At 40.8% G+C, this 18,010-nt stretch carries 14 protein-coding genes and 2 tRNA genes; 9 read left to right on the forward strand and 7 right to left on the reverse strand.

Going from position 1 to position 18,010, the window contains the following annotated elements:
* The first annotated feature begins 46 nt into the window (after window positions 1–46).
* The 3 genes from HMPREF9969_RS06270 to HMPREF9969_RS06280 all read left to right on the forward strand — a co-directional run bounded on the left by HMPREF9969_RS06270 (window position 47) and on the right by HMPREF9969_RS06280 (window position 2,134).
* Entirely contained in the window at window positions 47–1,021 is a 975-nt protein-coding gene (locus HMPREF9969_RS06270) for a polyprenyl synthetase family protein (protein ID WP_009435060.1), read from the forward strand.
* 13 nt (window positions 1,022–1,034) lie between these two features.
* Window positions 1,035–1,850, forward strand: a complete 816-nt coding sequence (locus HMPREF9969_RS06275) for a TatD family hydrolase (RefSeq protein ID WP_009435039.1) — start codon at window positions 1,035–1,037, stop codon at window positions 1,848–1,850.
* A 196-nt stretch (window positions 1,851–2,046) separates the two neighbouring features.
* A tRNA-Ser gene (locus HMPREF9969_RS06280) sits at window positions 2,047–2,134 on the forward strand.
* Window positions 2,135–2,340: 206 nt separating this feature from the next.
* On the opposite strand, the gene HMPREF9969_RS06285 is transcribed toward HMPREF9969_RS06280, so the two are convergent.
* Window positions 2,341–2,413, reverse strand: a tRNA-Lys gene (locus tag HMPREF9969_RS06285).
* 485 nt (window positions 2,414–2,898) lie between these two features.
* Between HMPREF9969_RS06285 and HMPREF9969_RS06290 the strand changes: the two genes are divergently transcribed.
* Window positions 2,899–3,309, forward strand: coding sequence for a hypothetical protein (locus HMPREF9969_RS06290; protein ID WP_009435077.1), 411 nt, complete (start codon window positions 2,899–2,901; stop codon window positions 3,307–3,309).
* 211 nt (window positions 3,310–3,520) lie between these two features.
* Here HMPREF9969_RS06290 and glyA read toward each other — a convergent pair whose 3' ends face one another.
* Window positions 3,521–4,801 carry a serine hydroxymethyltransferase gene (gene glyA, locus HMPREF9969_RS06295; RefSeq protein ID WP_009434984.1) on the reverse strand — a complete coding sequence of 427 codons (1,281 nt, stop codon included), beginning with the start codon at window positions 4,799–4,801 and terminating at the stop codon, window positions 3,521–3,523.
* Window positions 4,802–5,010: 209 nt separating this feature from the next.
* Between glyA and HMPREF9969_RS06300 the strand changes: the two genes are divergently transcribed.
* Window positions 5,011–5,391: a hypothetical protein gene (locus tag HMPREF9969_RS06300; RefSeq protein WP_009435012.1), complete on the forward strand. Its 381-nt coding sequence runs from the start codon at window positions 5,011–5,013 to the stop codon at window positions 5,389–5,391.
* Window positions 5,392–5,517: 126 nt separating this feature from the next.
* On the opposite strand, the gene HMPREF9969_RS06305 is transcribed toward HMPREF9969_RS06300, so the two are convergent.
* The 5 genes from HMPREF9969_RS06305 to HMPREF9969_RS06325 all read right to left on the reverse strand — a co-directional run bounded on the left by HMPREF9969_RS06305 (window position 5,518) and on the right by HMPREF9969_RS06325 (window position 13,528).
* The gene (locus HMPREF9969_RS06305) at window positions 5,518–5,841 is read right to left on the reverse strand and encodes a cupin domain-containing protein (RefSeq protein ID WP_009435063.1); all 324 of its coding nucleotides are present in this window, start codon (window positions 5,839–5,841) and stop codon (window positions 5,518–5,520) included.
* An 83-nt stretch (window positions 5,842–5,924) separates the two neighbouring features.
* A complete protein-coding gene (gene queG / locus HMPREF9969_RS06310) occupies window positions 5,925–6,902 on the reverse strand; it encodes a tRNA epoxyqueuosine(34) reductase QueG (protein WP_009435001.1) in 978 nt (325 codons plus the stop codon).
* Complete coding sequence (locus HMPREF9969_RS06315) at window positions 6,899–7,531, reverse strand: polysaccharide deacetylase family protein (protein ID WP_009435008.1); 633 nt, start codon at window positions 7,529–7,531, stop codon at window positions 6,899–6,901. The genes queG and HMPREF9969_RS06315 overlap by 4 nt, the downstream gene beginning before the upstream one ends.
* A 139-nt stretch (window positions 7,532–7,670) precedes the next feature.
* The gene (locus HMPREF9969_RS06320) at window positions 7,671–11,003 is read right to left on the reverse strand and encodes a DUF2723 domain-containing protein (RefSeq protein ID WP_009434996.1); all 3,333 of its coding nucleotides are present in this window, start codon (window positions 11,001–11,003) and stop codon (window positions 7,671–7,673) included.
* A 617-nt stretch (window positions 11,004–11,620) separates the two neighbouring features.
* On the reverse strand, window positions 11,621–13,528 hold the full coding sequence (locus tag HMPREF9969_RS06325) for a DNA topoisomerase 3 (RefSeq protein ID WP_009435078.1): 1,908 nt from the start codon (window positions 13,526–13,528) through the stop codon (window positions 11,621–11,623).
* Between the two features lie 179 nt (window positions 13,529–13,707).
* Between HMPREF9969_RS06325 and HMPREF9969_RS06330 the strand changes: the two genes are divergently transcribed.
* From HMPREF9969_RS06330 to eno, 4 genes are all read left to right on the forward strand, one after another.
* Window positions 13,708–14,439: a (Fe-S)-binding protein gene (locus HMPREF9969_RS06330; protein WP_009435062.1), complete on the forward strand. Its 732-nt coding sequence runs from the start codon at window positions 13,708–13,710 to the stop codon at window positions 14,437–14,439.
* A 36-nt stretch (window positions 14,440–14,475) separates the two neighbouring features.
* Window positions 14,476–15,858, forward strand: coding sequence for a lactate utilization protein B (locus HMPREF9969_RS06335; protein WP_009435003.1), 1,383 nt, complete (start codon window positions 14,476–14,478; stop codon window positions 15,856–15,858).
* Window positions 15,851–16,426: a lactate utilization protein C gene (locus HMPREF9969_RS06340; RefSeq protein ID WP_009435067.1), complete on the forward strand. Its 576-nt coding sequence runs from the start codon at window positions 15,851–15,853 to the stop codon at window positions 16,424–16,426. The genes HMPREF9969_RS06335 and HMPREF9969_RS06340 overlap by 8 nt, the downstream gene beginning before the upstream one ends.
* A gap of 125 nt (window positions 16,427–16,551) precedes the next feature.
* Window positions 16,552–17,859, forward strand: coding sequence for a phosphopyruvate hydratase (gene eno / locus HMPREF9969_RS06345; protein ID WP_009435074.1), 1,308 nt, complete (start codon window positions 16,552–16,554; stop codon window positions 17,857–17,859).
* Window positions 17,860–18,010 lie beyond the last annotated feature (151 nt).

The raw sequence follows: 18,010 nt of genomic DNA on the forward strand, positions 1-18,010 counted from the left end.
TAAAGTGAATTAATATTTGTAATCAACCAACTTAAAACAATCCTATATGTTTACTGCTGATGAAATCCTATTTAAAGTAAATGATTATATAAATAACATCTCATATAATCGTAAACCTTGGAGCTTATATGAGCCTATTAAATATGTATTGTCACTGGGTGGGAAACGAATCCGACCGATATTAATGCTTCTTTCTTACAATCTCTTTAAGGATGATCCTGAGTCGATTCTCTCACCAGCATGCGCCCTTGAGACATATCACAATTATACCTTATTACATGATGATTTGATGGATGATGCTCCACTTAGGCGTGGACAGCAAACTGTACATGTGCGTTGGGATGCGAATACTGCCGTTCTTTCGGGTGATTCTATGCTTGTTCTTGCCTTTGAGCGGATGGCTAAGTGTAATGATAAACACCTGCGTGAAGTGTTGAAACTATTTACTACTACTGCTTTGGAAATAGGCGAAGGTCAGCAGTATGATATGGAGTTTGAGACACGAAATGACGTCAAGGAAGAGGAGTATATAGAGATGATTCGCCTGAAGACAAGTGTTCTTCTAGCATGTGCAATGAAGATTGGTGCTATCTTAGCAGACGCCCCACAAGAGGATGCAGAGAACCTTTATAAGTTTGGAGAACAGGTTGGTTTGGCCTTTCAATTACAAGATGATTACCTTGATGTGTATGGTGATCCAAAGGTATTCGGTAAGAAGATTGGGGGGGATATAACGTCTAACAAGAAGACATACATGCTAATTAATGCCTTCAACAAAGCTAATGTTCGCCAACGTAAAGAATTGGAGAAATGGATTACATGTGAGCATTTCGTGCGGGATGAAAAGGTTGAAGCTGTGACCAAACTCTATAATAAGATAGGTGTTGACAAGATGGCTATTGATCGAATTAATTACTATTTTGAAGAAGCAAATAAGTATCTTGCTGCTGTGAATGTGAGTGATGCTCGTAAGCAAGAATTGGTCACTTATGCACAAAGAATGTTGCATCGTAAACGATAACTAGTTGATTATAATGATAATAGATACACATGCTCATTTAGATGTTGAAGATTTCTCTGAGGATCTTCCAGAGGTTATTTTGCGAGCACGGCAGGCTGGAGTGGGGAAGATATTCCTACCAGCAATAGACTTAAAGTCAGTAGATACGACTTTAGCTGTATGTCGACAATATCCTGATGTGTGCTATCCAATGATTGGATTACAGCCAGAAGAGGTACGTCAAGATTGGCAGATAGTACTTGAAAAGATGTATGCTCGATTGAAAGAATCTATTAAGAAGCAGGCTGATGGTACAGCTTTACCTGGCGAGACATTCATTGCCATAGGGGAAGTTGGGCTTGATTTCTATTGGTCACGTGAGTATGAACAAGAGCAACTTGCTGCTTTTGAGGAAGCTGTCAAATGGAGTGTTGAGACGCAACTACCCTTGATGATACATTGTAGGAAGGCACAGAATGAGATGTTGCATATCATGCAGTCGTATGAAAAAGAATTACCAGGTGGTGTCTTTCATTGCTTTACTGGTAATCAAAAAGAGGCTGATGCCTTCCTTCGTTTTGAGCATTTTGCATTGGGTATAGGGGGCGTTTCAACCTTTAAGAGTAGTCATTTGAGGGAAGATTTGCCTGCTGCTGTTCCTTTGGATCGTATTGTTTTAGAGACAGATAGCCCTTATATGGCACCTGTTCCCTATCGTGGTAAACGGAACGAGAGCTCATTTATTATAGAGGTAATGCGTACATTAGCAATGAGTTATGGTGTTGATGAAGAAGAAATAGCACGTCAAACGAGTGTCAATGTAGAACGTATCTTTGGCATTAAGGTGTGAGATTCTGTTATCGAACATAATACTTGAAACTCAGGAATCTGTTTTTGTAGAGGATGATAAGGTTCAAATATAATGGATATTATCGTCTTAAAGAATATTAAATAGTAACTCCTTTATGTGAATTTATCAAACGAAAGGAGTAATTTTGTACACATATATTTTACAAGTGGATGCTTCTCTATATGTGAAGTGACTAGGAAAGATGCTCGAGTGGTTGAAGAGGCACGCCTGGAAAGCGTGTATACCTCTAAAGGGTATCGGGGGTTCGAATCCCCCTCTTTCCGCTTAATTGTGTAAATGATAATCCCTATATCGTCAAGATATAGGGATTTCTTATTGCTCTTTATACATATGTTTACACACTAGTTCTTGCTTATTTTGCTTTTTAAGGAGTATTTGGAGAGTTGTTTCTCTTATTATTAAACAATCTTGTTATCGTCTCTTTCGTATCTATAAACAAAAAAGGTATGTCTATTGACATACCTTTTTGTGATCCGCATGGGGCTCGAACCCATGACCCCAACATTAAAAGTGTTGTGCTCTACCAGCTGAGCTAGCGGATCTCCCTATGCTTTTGTTAATTGCGGTTGCAAAGGTACTAAGTTTTTTTGACTATACCAAATATTTTGAGATATTTATTTCTTTAGGGCTAATTCATAGATATTCTTTAATGCTTTTAGGCATCTTCTAGATAAGTGTTGATAGTTGACTCACGAGGGGATGGGGCTATCATACAATATTAATGGTGCTGAAAAAGGATAGATGAAGGATTTCGTTTATAAAAATCAAATCATTATTACTGTCATTCCTGTCACCCTATCAGATACTTCAAAGTGTTGTTTCACAGCCTATTATGCTAAATGTTAAAAGTGAAAGCAATGATGATTAAAGCCAAATTAAGTTTTTTGTGGGTTCGATAGGGTGTATTTTTTTGGGGTAATTTATACCGCACTCAATTATTTTAAGTAAGTTTGTACGTACTTATTAAACATATATTCTATAATGATGTATGCTTGTATAATGATTAGGTAAAGATAAGTCCATAGCAATGAGATATTTTCTTTTTAGTCTTTTGTTAGTTTTTTGTGGTTGTAGCTCTTATGACTATAAAGTTTCATCGCTAGCAAGTAAAGAACTTTCCTATCAAGAATTACCAAAGGAGGTAAGGCTTCGCTTGTCATCAATAAAGCCTTGTGCCCCTTCAACGGGAGCCCTTCTTGTAGTTGATTCTATAGATAGTTTGAGGTATTCGTTAGAAGAGGTAGCTACGATAATGGGACCTTGGGTAAGCTTTATAAAGTTGACGGATAATAAAAAGGGATTGGTCTATAGGATAGAGCGGGATGTTCCTGAACCATACATAATACTTGATGGTGCATTGTATCTCCCTGACAGATATAATATTCTCTATAGTGATGAGACTCAGAAGGCGAAGTATATAAGGTATCAATTAAGGTGATTGTCTTCTTTTAGTGTGTAACTTTAAAGAATGTAATAAGATTATTATATACAAAAAGGGGGAGATATTAAAAGTATGGATTATTCAATCTTATTTAGTTATCTAGCCTTGCTAGTACTAATGGATTGATATCCGTTGGACATAGATTATTATATCCTTACTTTTAATAGCTCCCTTCTTGTAATCTTTTAAATGCTAGTAAGCCTTACTATTAGTAAGCGAAGAGAGGATAAGTAGCCATCGTCTCGTTTACTTTCTCACGTACTCTCTTGATTACCTGCTCGTTTTCTGGATCAGCAAGAACCTCATCAATGAGTTCTGCTGTGAGCAACATCATGTCTTCCTTACATCCACGTGTTGTCATAGCTGCTGTTCCGAGACGCAAACCACTTGTCTGGAATGCTGAACGCTCATCGTATGGTACCTTATTTTTATTGGCTGTAATATCAGCAGCAACAAGTGCCGTCTCTGCCACCTTACCAGTAAGGTCTGGATATTTCTGACGTAGATCGAGCAACATAGAATGGTTATCCGTACCACCACTAACAATGCTGAAGCCCTTATCAACGAGTGCTTGTGCAAGAACAGAAGCATTTTTCTTTACCTGCATTGCATATTCCTTCCAACTTGGGAGGAGGTTCTCACCGAAGCCAACAGCCTTTGCTGCAATGACATGTTCTAATGGTCCACCCTGGTTACCAGGGAATACTGCAGAATTGAAGAGCATTGACATTGGTTTTACAACGCCTTTCTTTGTAGCAAGTCCCCATGGATTCTCAAAGTCTTTACCCATTAGAATGACACCACCACGTGGTCCACGAAGTGTCTTATGGGTTGTTGTTGTAACGATATGAGCATACTTTACTGGGTTATCCAACAATCCAGCAGCAATGAGACCAGCAGGATGTGCCATGTCAATCATCAATAATGCACCTACTTTGTCAGCTATTTCGCGCATACGCTTATAGTCCCATTCACGGCTATAAGCTGATCCTCCACCAATAATTAGCTTTGGTTTATGTTCGAGAGCGAGCCTTTCCATCTCATCATAATCGACTCTTCCCGTCTCACGATTCAGTGTGTAACCAACGTGGTGATAAAGGATTCCAGATGTATTCACCTCACTTCCATGAGAGAGATGCCCTCCTTGGTCAAGGTCAAGACCCATAAATGTGTCACCAGGTTTTAGTACTGCGAGCAAAACAGCTTGGTTTGCTTGTGCGCCAGAGTGTGGCTGAACATTGGCATACTCTGCTCCGAAGAGTTGTTTAACACGCTCAATTGCAAGTGTTTCAACCTGGTCAACCACTTGACAACCACCATAATAGCGTTTGCCGGGATAACCCTCTGCATACTTGTTAGTGAGGTAAGAACCCATAGCTTGCATTACTTCATCGCTAACAAAATTCTCAGATGCAATCAGCTCCATGCCTTTTAGCTGTCGCTTATGCTCCATTTCAATAAGGTCGAAAATTTCTTGATCTCTTCTCATGTGTATCAAAAGCTTTAATAGAGCCCGTGTTTTTCTAGACGAACTCTGGGTTAGTGATATGTTGCAAATATACGAATTAATGTTCTAACATGCAAGCGTATCAAAAAAATAATGTACCTTTGCGGACATAATCTCTTATTCTCTTGATTAGTAAAGGTAATCTCCTGATGAATAAAAGATTTGTTCTGATAATTAAACAACAATATATTATGAAACTTAAAGAGTTGTTTCAGGCCTACGAGTTTGATGAGATTTATCCACAGATAGGTCTTATGTTTCCTAAAGGTCGTCATTTGCGGAATGAGTTCCGTAATGCTTATGACTTGTTATTGAGCATTAATCCAGTGTTATCAAAGAAGCAGATCCGATATCAACTGATGGAAGATCCCGATACGAATGAGATGTTCTTTGGTGCTGACGACCATGATTTCAATGGTCCATGGGATGTGTTATTAGGCAAGGAAGTGAAGAAAGAACCGAAAGTTGACCTCACGAATGAGGAGTTGGTGGCTAATTGTCTGCTTAATACAGTTCTCATTGGACGTCATCCTCGTCCTTTTGATAAAGACTATCAAGCAATTATAAAGTAGGTTATAGGTAGTCTGAAGTTTGGTAAGATATAATTTCTCGAGGTATCATAGGATGTTATTGGGATTCTAGGATACCTCGGAAATTTGTTTATTAGACTTTTACCTTTGTTTTGAAGAAGTATTTTTTTAACCTCTAATCATTGTAATAATCATCTTGAAACGCTCTGCTGCATTTACTGAATGATGGGCATTGCTAGGGATGATGAAGCTTTCACCTGCACTAATAACGTGCTTTGTGCCTTCGACGGTTAGCTCCATCTTACCTTCAATCACCTGTATGAGAGCATCAAAAGGTGCGGAGTGTTCTGATAAACCCTGACCTGCATCGAAGCTGAAGAGTGTCACACTTCCTGCGTTGCTATGTACTAATTCCTTGCTAATTACACCACCATCAGCGTAATCAATTACCTTGTTTGTTGAAAAGATAGTACCTTTCTCTAGTTTTGCCATGTCTTTATAATTAAATTGTTTATAACTGTTTACTATCTTCTAATAAGCAATTACAATGCCATAGAAAGCCTTGGTAACAAATGTTACTCGTTCTCTTTATGCTGTGTTGCAGCTATATTTCGTTTTAAACCTTCGAACTTTACACGCTTAACAGCTGACCCTTTAAATAATCGTCGATAATCTTCAATAGAGAGATTGTGCCATGCTTCCTTGCTCATTGAGAGTAGTTCGGCTTTCGGTTGTAGGCTTGGTTCGGTGTTAGGAGTGGCAAAACGATTCCAAGGACAAGCTGTTTGACATCTGTCGCAACCATAGATTGTATCACCCATAGCTGCCTTTGCATCCTCTGACAAGTCGCCCCTATTCTCAATCAGTTGGTACGATAAGCATCTATTTGCATGAAAGTCTTCATTCGGAATGATGGCTTTTGTAGGACAAGCATCTATACATCTATGGCAGTTACCGCACCTACTTTCCATAGGTTCGTCATATTTATCAACATCGAAAGGAAGGAATATCTCCCCGAGAAAGAACATCGAACCAGCATGAGGAATGATAAGTTGATGATTTCGACCAACCCATCCTAAGCCTGCTTTCTGTGCCCAATAACGTTCAAGAACAGGTGCTGTATCACAGAAACAACGTATTTCTAATTCCTCCTTTTGTCCTTCCTTTCTTTCTTGAAAAGCATTAAGATAAGGTTCTGATGCCCTTATCTTATTAGCCAACTCCCGCATCTTTGCCTTCATTAAGTCGTGATAATCCTGTCCAAGAGCGTATGCCGCAAACTGATATTCACCTTTAGGTAGTTGTTGAGAAGGGGCATAATTAAGGGCAAGAGATATTATACTTCGCACACCTGGAACCAGTTTACAAGGATCGAGACGCTTCTCTAAATAATTCGACATATATGCCATGGTTGCATCCTCACCATTCTCTAACCATTTCCGATACTCTTTTGCAACCTCTTCATCAACAGGTTCGGCTTTAGCAATCCCACAAGTGAAGAATCCGATGCGCTTTGCTTCTTCCTTTATCCATGTTGCGTTGATACTAATCATCTTGTTTCTTCGGGATTATCGGGGAATGTCTTAAATTCATATCCCTGTTCTTTGAGCCATTGAAGTGACTCTGGAAGTGCAGTACGGAGCTTGTCTATACTCTTTAAAGAGTCGTGAAAGGTGATGATAGAACCATTTCTTGCATATCGTTTTACGTTCTCCACCACGTCTTTTGCAGTCAATAACTTAGAATAATCACGTGTCACAAGATCCCACATTACAACCCTGTAATTCTGTTTCACCCACCAGTAAACAGTGTGTCGAAGCCATCCATGAGGTGGGCGGAAGTAGGGGGTATTAAGTAAGTTATCAGCTTTTGTGACATCAACAGCGTAAGTTAACGTCCAATGTCTAAATGATCCGAGGTGATGATAGGTGTGATTTCCCACTTTATGCCCCCTTCTTATCACCTCTTTATATAAGTCTGGATGTTTCCTTACATTATCTCCCACCATAAAAAACATAGCCTTCGCACCGAATTCATCCAACACATCAAGGATGAAAGGAGTGGCTTCGGGGATAGGACCATCATCAAAGGTAAGGTATACAGAATGGTCATTCTTATCCATGCGCCATAATGCGTGAGGATAAAAGAGGCGTAGCCATCGTGCTGGTTGTTCTATTAACATTGATACTTATAGCTGATTTTAAGAAGTGATGAAGTATGATATAAGAAGAAACTGGAGTGTAGTCATCCATATAAGGTAGACCACGCTCCAGTTTTATTTATTCCATCTTTATCAAGAAATAGTTTCTTTTAAAGTTGGATTATTCACCCTGTTGCCATGTACCTCCTAGACTTGCAAACCGGTTCATCAGCCCGTTCAACTGTTGAGCATGCTTGTTAGCCCATGCTCTGTCAGTATGATCATTAGCATTAACAAGGTTCATCATAATCTGGAAGTGCATCTTGCATGAACTTTGCGACATATCAAAGTAACGTGAAGGAAGCGACATGTAGTAATTAGCATACTGCATTGAAATCTTCCAAAGAGCGTCATATAACTGACGAGCCTTTGCCTTTTGTCCCAACAATGTATAAGCCTCTGCCATATCACCAGAGCCACTCATGTAACTTATTGGTACATTATAATAAGGTATCTCTTTCTCTGCCTTCTGTAGAACTTTCAGTGCTTTCGCTTTCTCACCCTTAGCAATAAGGTGGAGCGCAAGGTCTGCCATCTCACGACGATGCGTATAACACATACGTGCAACAGTCTCGTCAATGTAGAGACCAGGCTTATTGAGACCTCCCCACTTGAATCGATTCATCACGACGTTATAGGTCTTTTCTGTATCGAAATTACGTAGATTGATTCCCAATGGATTGTTTCCACCTTGTGTCGTATTGAATGGTGTGATACGATTTACTAATCCCTCTTGAATGAAGTTATCACCGAGATTCATGAAGTTCTCACTTCCTACGGTAACAGCTACATAGAGTGGACGAGTCCAGTTACAATTAGCAATCATCTCAAGCATCATCAAATCATTCTTATATAATGCCTGCTTACCTGCTAAAGAGATTACCATACGATCAGGAATAGAGTCACCTGGACGCATCATACCACTTCGTTTCACCGCTTCCTTATCGATAGTCATGTAGATGGTATCGGTTGGAATGAGGTGAGTCTCAGCGTTCTTAGAACGTACCCAGTACTTCAATATATTCTTTAACTCGAATGGTTCCTCGCCAAACTGAGCCTTTGCTGCAGCGGGATTCTGCTTATAGAAGTCCAAAACCTGCTGTTTGTACTCTGGTTGAATAGGTATAATCTCATTCGTACCACTCACATAATCAAGTCGTGGCCATGATATTGGCACACTTGGAGAGTTGTAAGCAGGGCGACGCATCTGGTCTATGTACCAGTCAGTCTGTAGGTAAGAAAGGTTGCAAACACGTGTGTCTGTTCTTACACCTTCAACCTCTTGATTGTACCAGAGAGGGAAGGTATCATTGTCACCATTAGTGAAGATGATAGGAGCTCCCTTATCTTGAAGTGACATCAAATAGTTCTGTCCGAAGTCACGACATGTATAACGACCAGAACGATCATGGTCATCCCAAGTCTGTGATGCCATCTGAATTGGCACGAGCAAACAAGCTATTGAAATCACAGATGCCGATAATACGGGTGCAATCTTCAGTTTTCTTGCCCAATCATAGAGTGCCAAAACACCTAAACCACACCATATTGCGTAAGCATAGAACGATCCCGCATAAGAATAATCACGTTCACGTGGCTGGCTAGGAGTCTGGTTCAAATAGATGACAATAGCCAATCCTGTCATAAAGAACAGGAAGAATACCACCCAGAACTGCTGTATTCCACGCTTACCACGCCATGCTTGCCAGAACAACCCAAGTAGTCCGAGCAATAATGGAAGACAATAGAAGACGTTGTGACCTTTGTTTGCTTTCAGCTCATCTGGCAATTTACTCTGGTCTCCATAGAGTGCATTATCGATGAAAGATATACCTGTTATCCAGTTACCATGCTCTGGTTCACCATTGCCTTGTAGGTCGTTTTGACGTCCAACAAAGTTCCACATGAAGTAACGCCAGTACATGAAGTTACATTGATAAGAGAAGAAGAACCTTAAATTCTCCCATTGTGTAGGCATCTTCACACCGTCAACAGTATGCCCCGTAACGCCTCCCATCCATTGTTCATATTGTGCAGCATGACCATCGTCATACATACGTGGGAAGAACATGTTCTGTTGGAACACCTGTGTTGCCTTATTTCTAACGAGGAAGTAAGAGTCCTTCTCATTCTTAGAAGCCTTCTCTTTACGCTCATAGACAGGTGCTCCCTCCTTAAATTTATAGTGCATTCCATCCTCTGCCACTGCCGGTTGACTCGTATAAGCCTGACCATAGAGTAGAGGGTGATCACCATACTGGTCACGGCTCAGATAACTACCTAGTGTGAAGATATCCTCTGGTGAGTTCTGATCCATTGGAGGGTTAGCTGTAGAGCGAATAACTATTACAGCATAAGATGAATAACCGATTATCAACATCAGCATACATAGTAAAGCTGTGTTCTTTAGACGGGCAGTCACCAACATTACTGATTGTCTCTTACCATCCTTATTAACGGGTCGACGCCAACGCAAAAGGAAGTAAACAACAGCTAAAACTATAATACCAATGATGAAAGCACTCCAACCATAACCATAGAAAGGAATACCAATTAAGGCGAAAGCCAATAGGAATGCTATGTTCTGACGAGCTTGACTCTTATCTTGATAAGTTTCATAGATGCCCCATGCAAAGGCGGATACAAGCAGTACTATATATATAATGGTACCCGTGTTGAAAGGCATGCCTAGGGTGTTAGTAAAGAACAATTCGAACCATCCACCTACGGTGATAATACCAGGAACAACGCCATAGAGGACGGCTGCAACCAATATTACCGAGATGAGCAGAGCGAATAACGAACCCTTAAGATTAGCCTCTGGCACCTTTTTATAATAGTAAATCAGAACGATGGCAGGGATACTGAGGAGGTTCAACAGGTGTACACCGATTGAAAGACCAGTCATATAGAAGATCAATACCAACCATCTGTCGGAATGTGGTTGGTCTGCAACATCTTCCCACTTGAGTATCAACCAGAACACAACAGCAGTAAAGGCTGATGAGTAAGCATACACTTCGCCTTCGACAGCAGAGAACCAGAATGTGTCACTGAAAGTATAGATCAGTGCACCAACAAGGCCTGCACCCTCGATAGCAATAGTCTTTGCAAGTGACGGAGCATCGCCATCACGAACGATAAGACGGCGTGAGAGATGGGTAATAGTCCAAAACAAGAACATGATACAAGTAGCCGACAACAATGCACTCATCGTGTTGACCATCTTTGCAACTTGTGTTGGATCACTCGCAAAGTGTGAGAATAAATTAGCAGTAAGCATGAAGAATGGTGCCCCAGGAGGGTGACCAATCTCTAACTTATAGCCTGTTGTAATGAATTCCGGGCAGTCCCAAAAGCTGGCTGTCGGCTCAATTGTGGAGCAATAGACGAATGCAGCAACTAAGAAAGCTACCCATCCAACGATGTTGTCCACCAGTCTGAATTGTTTCATTTGTGCGATTAGTATTTACAATCTGCCACTTATCAGCATGGGAGAAGGGCAGAAAATGTTTATTTCGAAATAATCTGTGCAAAGGTAGTAATTATATATTAAGTATCAGTAAAAGAAGGTTTGAAAATATATTAAAATGCTCTGTTTGAAGATGAGTTTCGTGTAGGTCGTATTAACTTCTTGCTGTTTTAGGTGTGTATTGGGGCATAAAAATCAATCACAAATACATGAACTTAGTTTTAATTTGCGCTGCTGTCTCTTTTAACATTTGCCTTAATATGTTGATTTCTTGTGTCTTGTAAAGCGTAAATAGGCGGCAGGAATGATAGTCTAAATATCTTTCTCGCTTTTATTCCTTGGTGAAGTCCTTTCGTTTCTCACCTTTTCTGTCCTGATTAAGATAAATGTGAGTGTTCATAGATAGCTATAGATGATAGGCAATCTTTGATAATGGCAAGAGAAGTGTATACGTGTATAATTCTATGGGAGATGGCTCTCTAAATTACTCTTTGCTATAAACACTAAAACAAAAGACGCCTTTTTCAACCTGAAAACATGCTCTTTTCAAGTTGAAAAGGTGCCTTCTTTGCATGAAAGAAAGCACCTCTTATACTGCGTCAAGTTGCATCTCCTTCTCTTGGAGGGGTTTGGGGCGGTTCTATCACTCCAATCTTTCGGTTAGAGTTATCGGCTAAGACATCATTAACAATGTTGTTGATTTGCTCCTTTAATTCGTTGATAAACTGCGCAGCATCATACTTCTTAGCCTCAATATCACGCAACTTTTTCTCCCAAATACCTGTCAATTCAGCTGATGTCAGGAGCTTTTCATGAATTGTGTTGATGAGTGCAATCCCCGTTTGAGTAGCCTCAATGTTCTTGCGTTTACGCTGAATATAATGTCTTCGAAATAGTGTCTCTATAATTCCTGCACGTGAAGAAGGTCGCCCTATACCATTTTCTTTCATGGCAGCACGCAATGTTTCGTCCTCAACTAACTTACCAGCTGTTTCCATGGCACGCAATAATGATGCTTCCGTGTAGTGCTTCGGTGGTGTTGTTTGTTTCTCAGTAAGGGTCGGTGTGTGTGTGCCTGATTCCCCTTTAACAAATGTTGGAAGATAAGAGCTAGCCTCTTGATTATCCTTGCCCAGTGCATCTTGCTGTTCTGTTTCCCCTCCTTTAGGGAGAAGTTCGGGGGTGGGGGCTTCCATTACGACACGCCATCCTTTATCTAGAATCTCCTTTCCTGAAACCTTAAATTCAATCTTATCCACTTCACCCAACACCGTTGTCGTAGCAAATTTACAATCAGGATAGAAGGCTGCGATGAATCTTCTCGCAATGAGATCATACACATTTCGTTCAACATCTGTCAGTCCCTGTGGAGGAATACCTGTTGGGATGATGGCGTGGTGATCAGTTACCTTTGAAGAATCAAACACACGTTTCGACTTCGGAAGTGGTTTTCCTCCTAATGTCTTAACCAACTCGGCATAAGGTCGCTTGCCTGCAAACGTTGTTTGGAAAAGTCCGTTCATGGTTTGCGGGCACTTTGGATAGATGTCATCCGATAGATATTGGGTATCAACGCGAGGATAAGTTGTAAGCTTTCTTTCATATAAACTCTGGATTGTGTTCAGCGTCATTTCAGCCGAATAACCATATTTTCGGTTACAATCCACCTGCAATGACGTGAGATCATAGAGTTGTTTGGGTTGTTCTGTACCCTTCTTTTTAGTGACATTGGTGATAGTAAAAGGTTTTCCTTCAATGGTTGAGAAAGCCTTTTCGCCCTCTTCTTTAGATGTAAACTTCCCCTTTGTAGCCGTAAATTGTGTGTCTCGATAGATGGTTGCGAGTACCCAATAAGGCTCAGGCTTGAAGTTGTCGATCTCTTCCTGGCGTTTCACGATGAGTGCAAGGGTAGGAGTTTGCACTCTTCCAATAGATAGTATTTGTCCTTTTCCGTATGAATTCCTGCCATACTTGAGTGTATAAAGGCGTGTAGCATTCATTCCCAAGAGCCAATCACCAATCGCTCTTGAAAGTCCAGCAAGGTAGAGTGGCTTGTATTGAGCCTCATCTCTTAGATTAGCAAAGCCTTCTCGGATAGCTTCATCAGTCATGGACGATATCCAAAGACGCCTAACAGGGCATTTTGCACCAGCCTTCTGCATGACCCAACGCTGTATCAATTCACCTTCCTGACCAGCATCACCACAATTAATAATCTCGTCTGCAGCTTGAAATAGTTTCTTGATGATGTCGAATTGGCGTTTGATACCTTCGTCTTCTATTAGTTTAATACCAAAGCGAGAAGGTATCATTGGTAACGAACCAAGACTCCAGTGTTTCCAGTTGAGGGTATAATCGCGCGGTTCTTTTAGCTCACAAAGGTGGCCAAAAGTCCATGTTACCTGATATCCATTCCCCTCCATATATCCTGTGTGCGCACTATTTGCGCCAAGGATACGAGCAATATCTTTTGCAACACTAGGTTTCTCTGCTATGCAAACTTTCATGTATTCTTTTTTACTCTACGCTTCTTAAACCTCTCTTTCACCCCTGCAAAGTTATGAAAAATATTCTACAGGAGAATTAAACAAGTATCTTTAGCTATGTTTTTTTGCGTTTTTCTTTTCCTATCTAAGTTATTTTATCTAAATTTGTAGCATAGAAACGAACAAGAGAAGATAAATTTATGAGAGTTGGACTCTTTATTCCATGTTACGTCGATGCACTTTATCCACATGTTGGCGTAGCAACTTATAAGCTTTTGCGAAAGCTTCACTTAGATGTAGTCTATCCCGAACGGCAGACTTGTTGTGGGCAACCTATGGCAAATGGTGGCTTTCAGCGTATGTCAGGTCACCTTGCTGAGCGGTTTGAGGATAGGTTTAAAGACTTTGATTATGTGGTAACGCCGAGCGTGTCTTGTGCTGCTTTCGTGCGTGTAAATTACCCACAAATACTTGATCATGAGTGTCAGACCCCTAAAAAGACAATGGAACTTGTAGAGTTCCTGCATGATGTTTTGAAGGTGAAGGAACTCCCGGGGAGTTTTCCTCATGTTGTTTCAGTACATAACTCCTGTCATGGTGTGCGGGAGTTAGGATTGAGTGCACCTTCAGAAATACAAGAGAAGCCTTTCAATAAGATAATTGATTTATTGAGACTCAAGGAAGGTATCACCATAAAAGAGCCTGATCGCAAAGATGAATGTTGTGGCTTTGGTGGTATGTTTGCAATAGAAGAGCCACGTGTCAGTGCTGCTATGGGTAATGACAAGGTGAAACGTCACATGGAAACAGGGGCTGAATTTATCACAGGTTCTGATAGTTCCTGTTTGATGCACATGCAAGGGGTGGCTGCAAAGAATCATTATCCTATTAAGTTTATGCACGTAGCTGAGATTTTAGCTGCTGGTTTTTGATATATATAAATAAGGTTATATAAGGGTAACTAAGTTATGACAACATACCATTCAAAGAGAGCTAAAGAGTTTCTGAAAGACCCTAAGAAGGTTGAGCAACATGATCGTACGTTTTGGTCGGTGCGTCAGAAGCGAGATGCCGCAGCTGCTGCATTACCCGAATGGGAGGACTTACGCGAACATGCTAGTCGTATTAAAGAACACACAGCAAGCCATTTAGCTGACTATCTAGAGCAATTCTCTAATAGTTTAGAGCGTAATGGCGTTATCGTTCACTTTGCGAAAGATGCACAAGAGTTTAATGAGATGGTTTATGAGATACTTAAGTCTCATAAAGTTAAGAAGCTCGTTAAATCGAAATCAATGCTTACCGAGGAATGTGAGATGAACCCTTATCTCATAGAAAGAGGTATCAATGTGGTTGAATCAGACCTTGGTGAGCGTATTCTTCAACTAATGCATTTAAAGCCAGCACACATCGTTATGCCTGCAATTCACTTGACACGTGATGAGGTCGGGGAGATGTTTGAGGAAAAAGGAATATCTCATGAAAAGGGAAATCATGATCCCGCTTATCTTACACGATGCGCACGTGAAGATCTCCGAGAGGACTTTATGGATGCTGATGCAGGTTTGACAGGTTGTAACTTTGGTGTTGCTTCAACAGGAGATTGTGTTGTCTGCACCAATGAGGGTAATGCTGATATGTCAACATCGGTGCCTAAATTGCATATTGTAGCCATGGGTATTGAGAAAGTCATCCCTGATTATGATGCTTTAGCTGTATTTCAACGATTATTAGCTCGTAGTGGTACTGGTCAGCCATCTACGGCTTTTACTTCTCAATTTCGTAAGCCTCGTCCAGGTGGAGAGATGCATGTTATCTTGGTAGATAATGGACGTAGTGACATTGTTTCCAATAATGAACATTGGGAGACGTTGAAGTGTATTCGTTGTGGTGCATGTATGAACACCTGTCCTGTCTATCGTCGTTCGGGGGGGTATTCATATAGTTATTTTATTCCTGGACCTATTGGTGTCAACCTCGGTATGCTGAAGAGTCCAAAGAAACACAGCGGTAACGTGTCAGCATGTTCATTGTGTTTGAGTTGTGATTGTGTGTGCCCGGCGAAGGTTTCTCCAGGTAGTCAGATTTATCGTTGGCGCCAGAGTCTAGAAAAATATGGTACAGAGAATAAGGAAAAGAAGGTGATGGCAGAGGGAATGAAGGCTGTTTATGAGAATTATCATGTCTATGATGCCTTATTGCGTAATTCGTCAGTTGCCAATCACATACCTAAGTCGCTGATGGATATAAAACTGAATCCTTGGAGCATTGGACATACTATGCCACAATTTACCAAGAAACCTTTCCACGTTATCTTTAAGCAAGCAATGAAGGAATTGAAGCATGAATAAGGAAGAACTATTAAACAAACTGCGTCGTAATACCATACATCAGTTTGATATGCCAGAAACCCCTGTTGAAGGAATTAAGTATCAAGATGTTGTACAGCAATTTATTGATATGAGTCGTAATGTGGGGAGTGAAGTCATCGAGGCAAAGGCTGATGATGATATTAACGAACTCATCCGTAAGGCTTATCCAGTAGCAGAGGTGTTAGCATCAAATGTAGATGGAGTAAAGGCTGATATTAATCCCGATATAGTTTCTGAGGCACAAGATCTCAATGGAACAGATGTCGGTATTATTGAAGGCGATATTGCCGTGGCAGAGAACGGGTGTGTATGGGTTCCTCAAACTATGAAGGAGAGAGTTGTTTGCTTCATCTCCGAGAACCTCGTAATACTTGTTCATCGTGACAAAATCGTTAACAATATGCACGAAGCCTACAAGAAGATACACATGACCGACTATGGTTATGGATGCTTTATATCAGGGCCGAGTAAGACAGCAGATATAGAACAAGCACTCGTTATGGGTGCTCAGGCAGCAAGAGGTGTTACTGTCATAATTATAGATTAAACGTTAATTATGTCAAAAACATAAATATAAAAGGTTGGTGCAATACGTTTCCAACTTTTTTTATTAACTTTGCATTCCGTAGAGAAGGATATAAAATATAACAGTTTTAATAAACAAAATAAGTTATGAAGATTGAAAAAGTACATGCTCGCGAGATTCTTGATTCACGTGGCAATCCTACAGTTGAGGTTGAGGTAACCCTCGAAAATGGTGTAATGGGTCGTGCAAGTGTTCCATCTGGTGCTTCTACTGGTGAGAACGAGGCTCTTGAACTCCGTGATGGCGATAAGAATCGTTTCTTGGGTAAGGGCGTCCTCAAGGCTGTTGAAAACGTAAACAACCTTATTGCTCCAGCATTGAAAGGTGATTGCGTACTCAATCAGCGTGCTATTGACTACAAGATGCTCGAACTCGACGGTACTCCAACTAAGAGCAAGCTCGGTGCTAACGCTATCCTTGGTGTTTCTTTGGCTGTAGCTCAGACAGCTGCTAAGGCATTGAACATCCCATTGTATCGTTACATTGGTGGTGCTAATACTTATGTGTTGCCAGTACCTATGATGAATATCATCAATGGTGGTGCTCACTCTGATGCACCTATCGCTTTCCAGGAGTTCATGATTCGTCCTGTTGGTGCTCCTACAGAGAAAGAAGGTATCCGTATGGGTGCTGAGGTATTCCACGCACTTGCTAAGTTGTTGAAGAAGCGTGGTCTCTCTACTGCAGTAGGTGATGAAGGTGGTTTCGCTCCTAAGTTCGATGGTATCGAGGATGCACTCGATTCAATCATTCAGGCTATCAAGGATGCAGGTTACGAGCCAGGTAAGGATGTTAAGATTGCTATGGACTGTGCTGCTTCTGAGTTCGCTGTATGCGAGGGTGGCAAATGGTTCTATGACTATCGTCAGCTAAAGAATGGTATGCCAAAGGATCCTAATGGCAAGAAGTTGACCGCAGATGAGCAGATTGCTTATCTAGAGCATTTGATTACAAAGTATCCTATCGACTCTATTGAGGATGGTCTCGATGAGAACGACTGGGAGAACTGGGTTAAGCTAACATCAGCTATTGGCGACCGTTGCCAGCTTGTTGGTGATGATTTGTTTGTTACTAACGTTAAGTTCCTTGAGAAGGGTATCAAGATGGGTGCAGCTAACTCTATCCTCATTAAGGTTAACCAGATTGGTTCATTGACAGAGACACTTGAGGCTATCGAGATGGCTCATCGTCATGGTTACACAACTGTAACTTCACACCGTTCAGGTGAGACTGAGGATACAACTATCGCTGACATCGCTGTTGCAACAAACTCTGGTCAGATTAAGACAGGTTCTATGTCTCGTACAGACCGTATGGCTAAGTACAACCAGCTCATCCGTATTGAGGAGGAACTTGGTGCTTGCGCTAAGTATGGTTATACAAAGTTGAAGTAAGTTCTTGCTCCTATTAAGGGAGGAACTACATTATAATTAAGGACTATCCCATTGGGGTAGTCCTTTTCTGTTATTGGATATTTGAATTATAGTGAGCCATCCTTTATGATATAAAAGAAGTATGGATATGTGAGATCTTATAGCTTCGGTG

Origin of the sequence: Prevotella sp. oral taxon 306 str. F0472 (genome assembly GCF_000257925.1) — a bacterium.
Classification (GTDB): domain Bacteria; phylum Bacteroidota; class Bacteroidia; order Bacteroidales; family Bacteroidaceae; genus Prevotella; species Prevotella vespertina.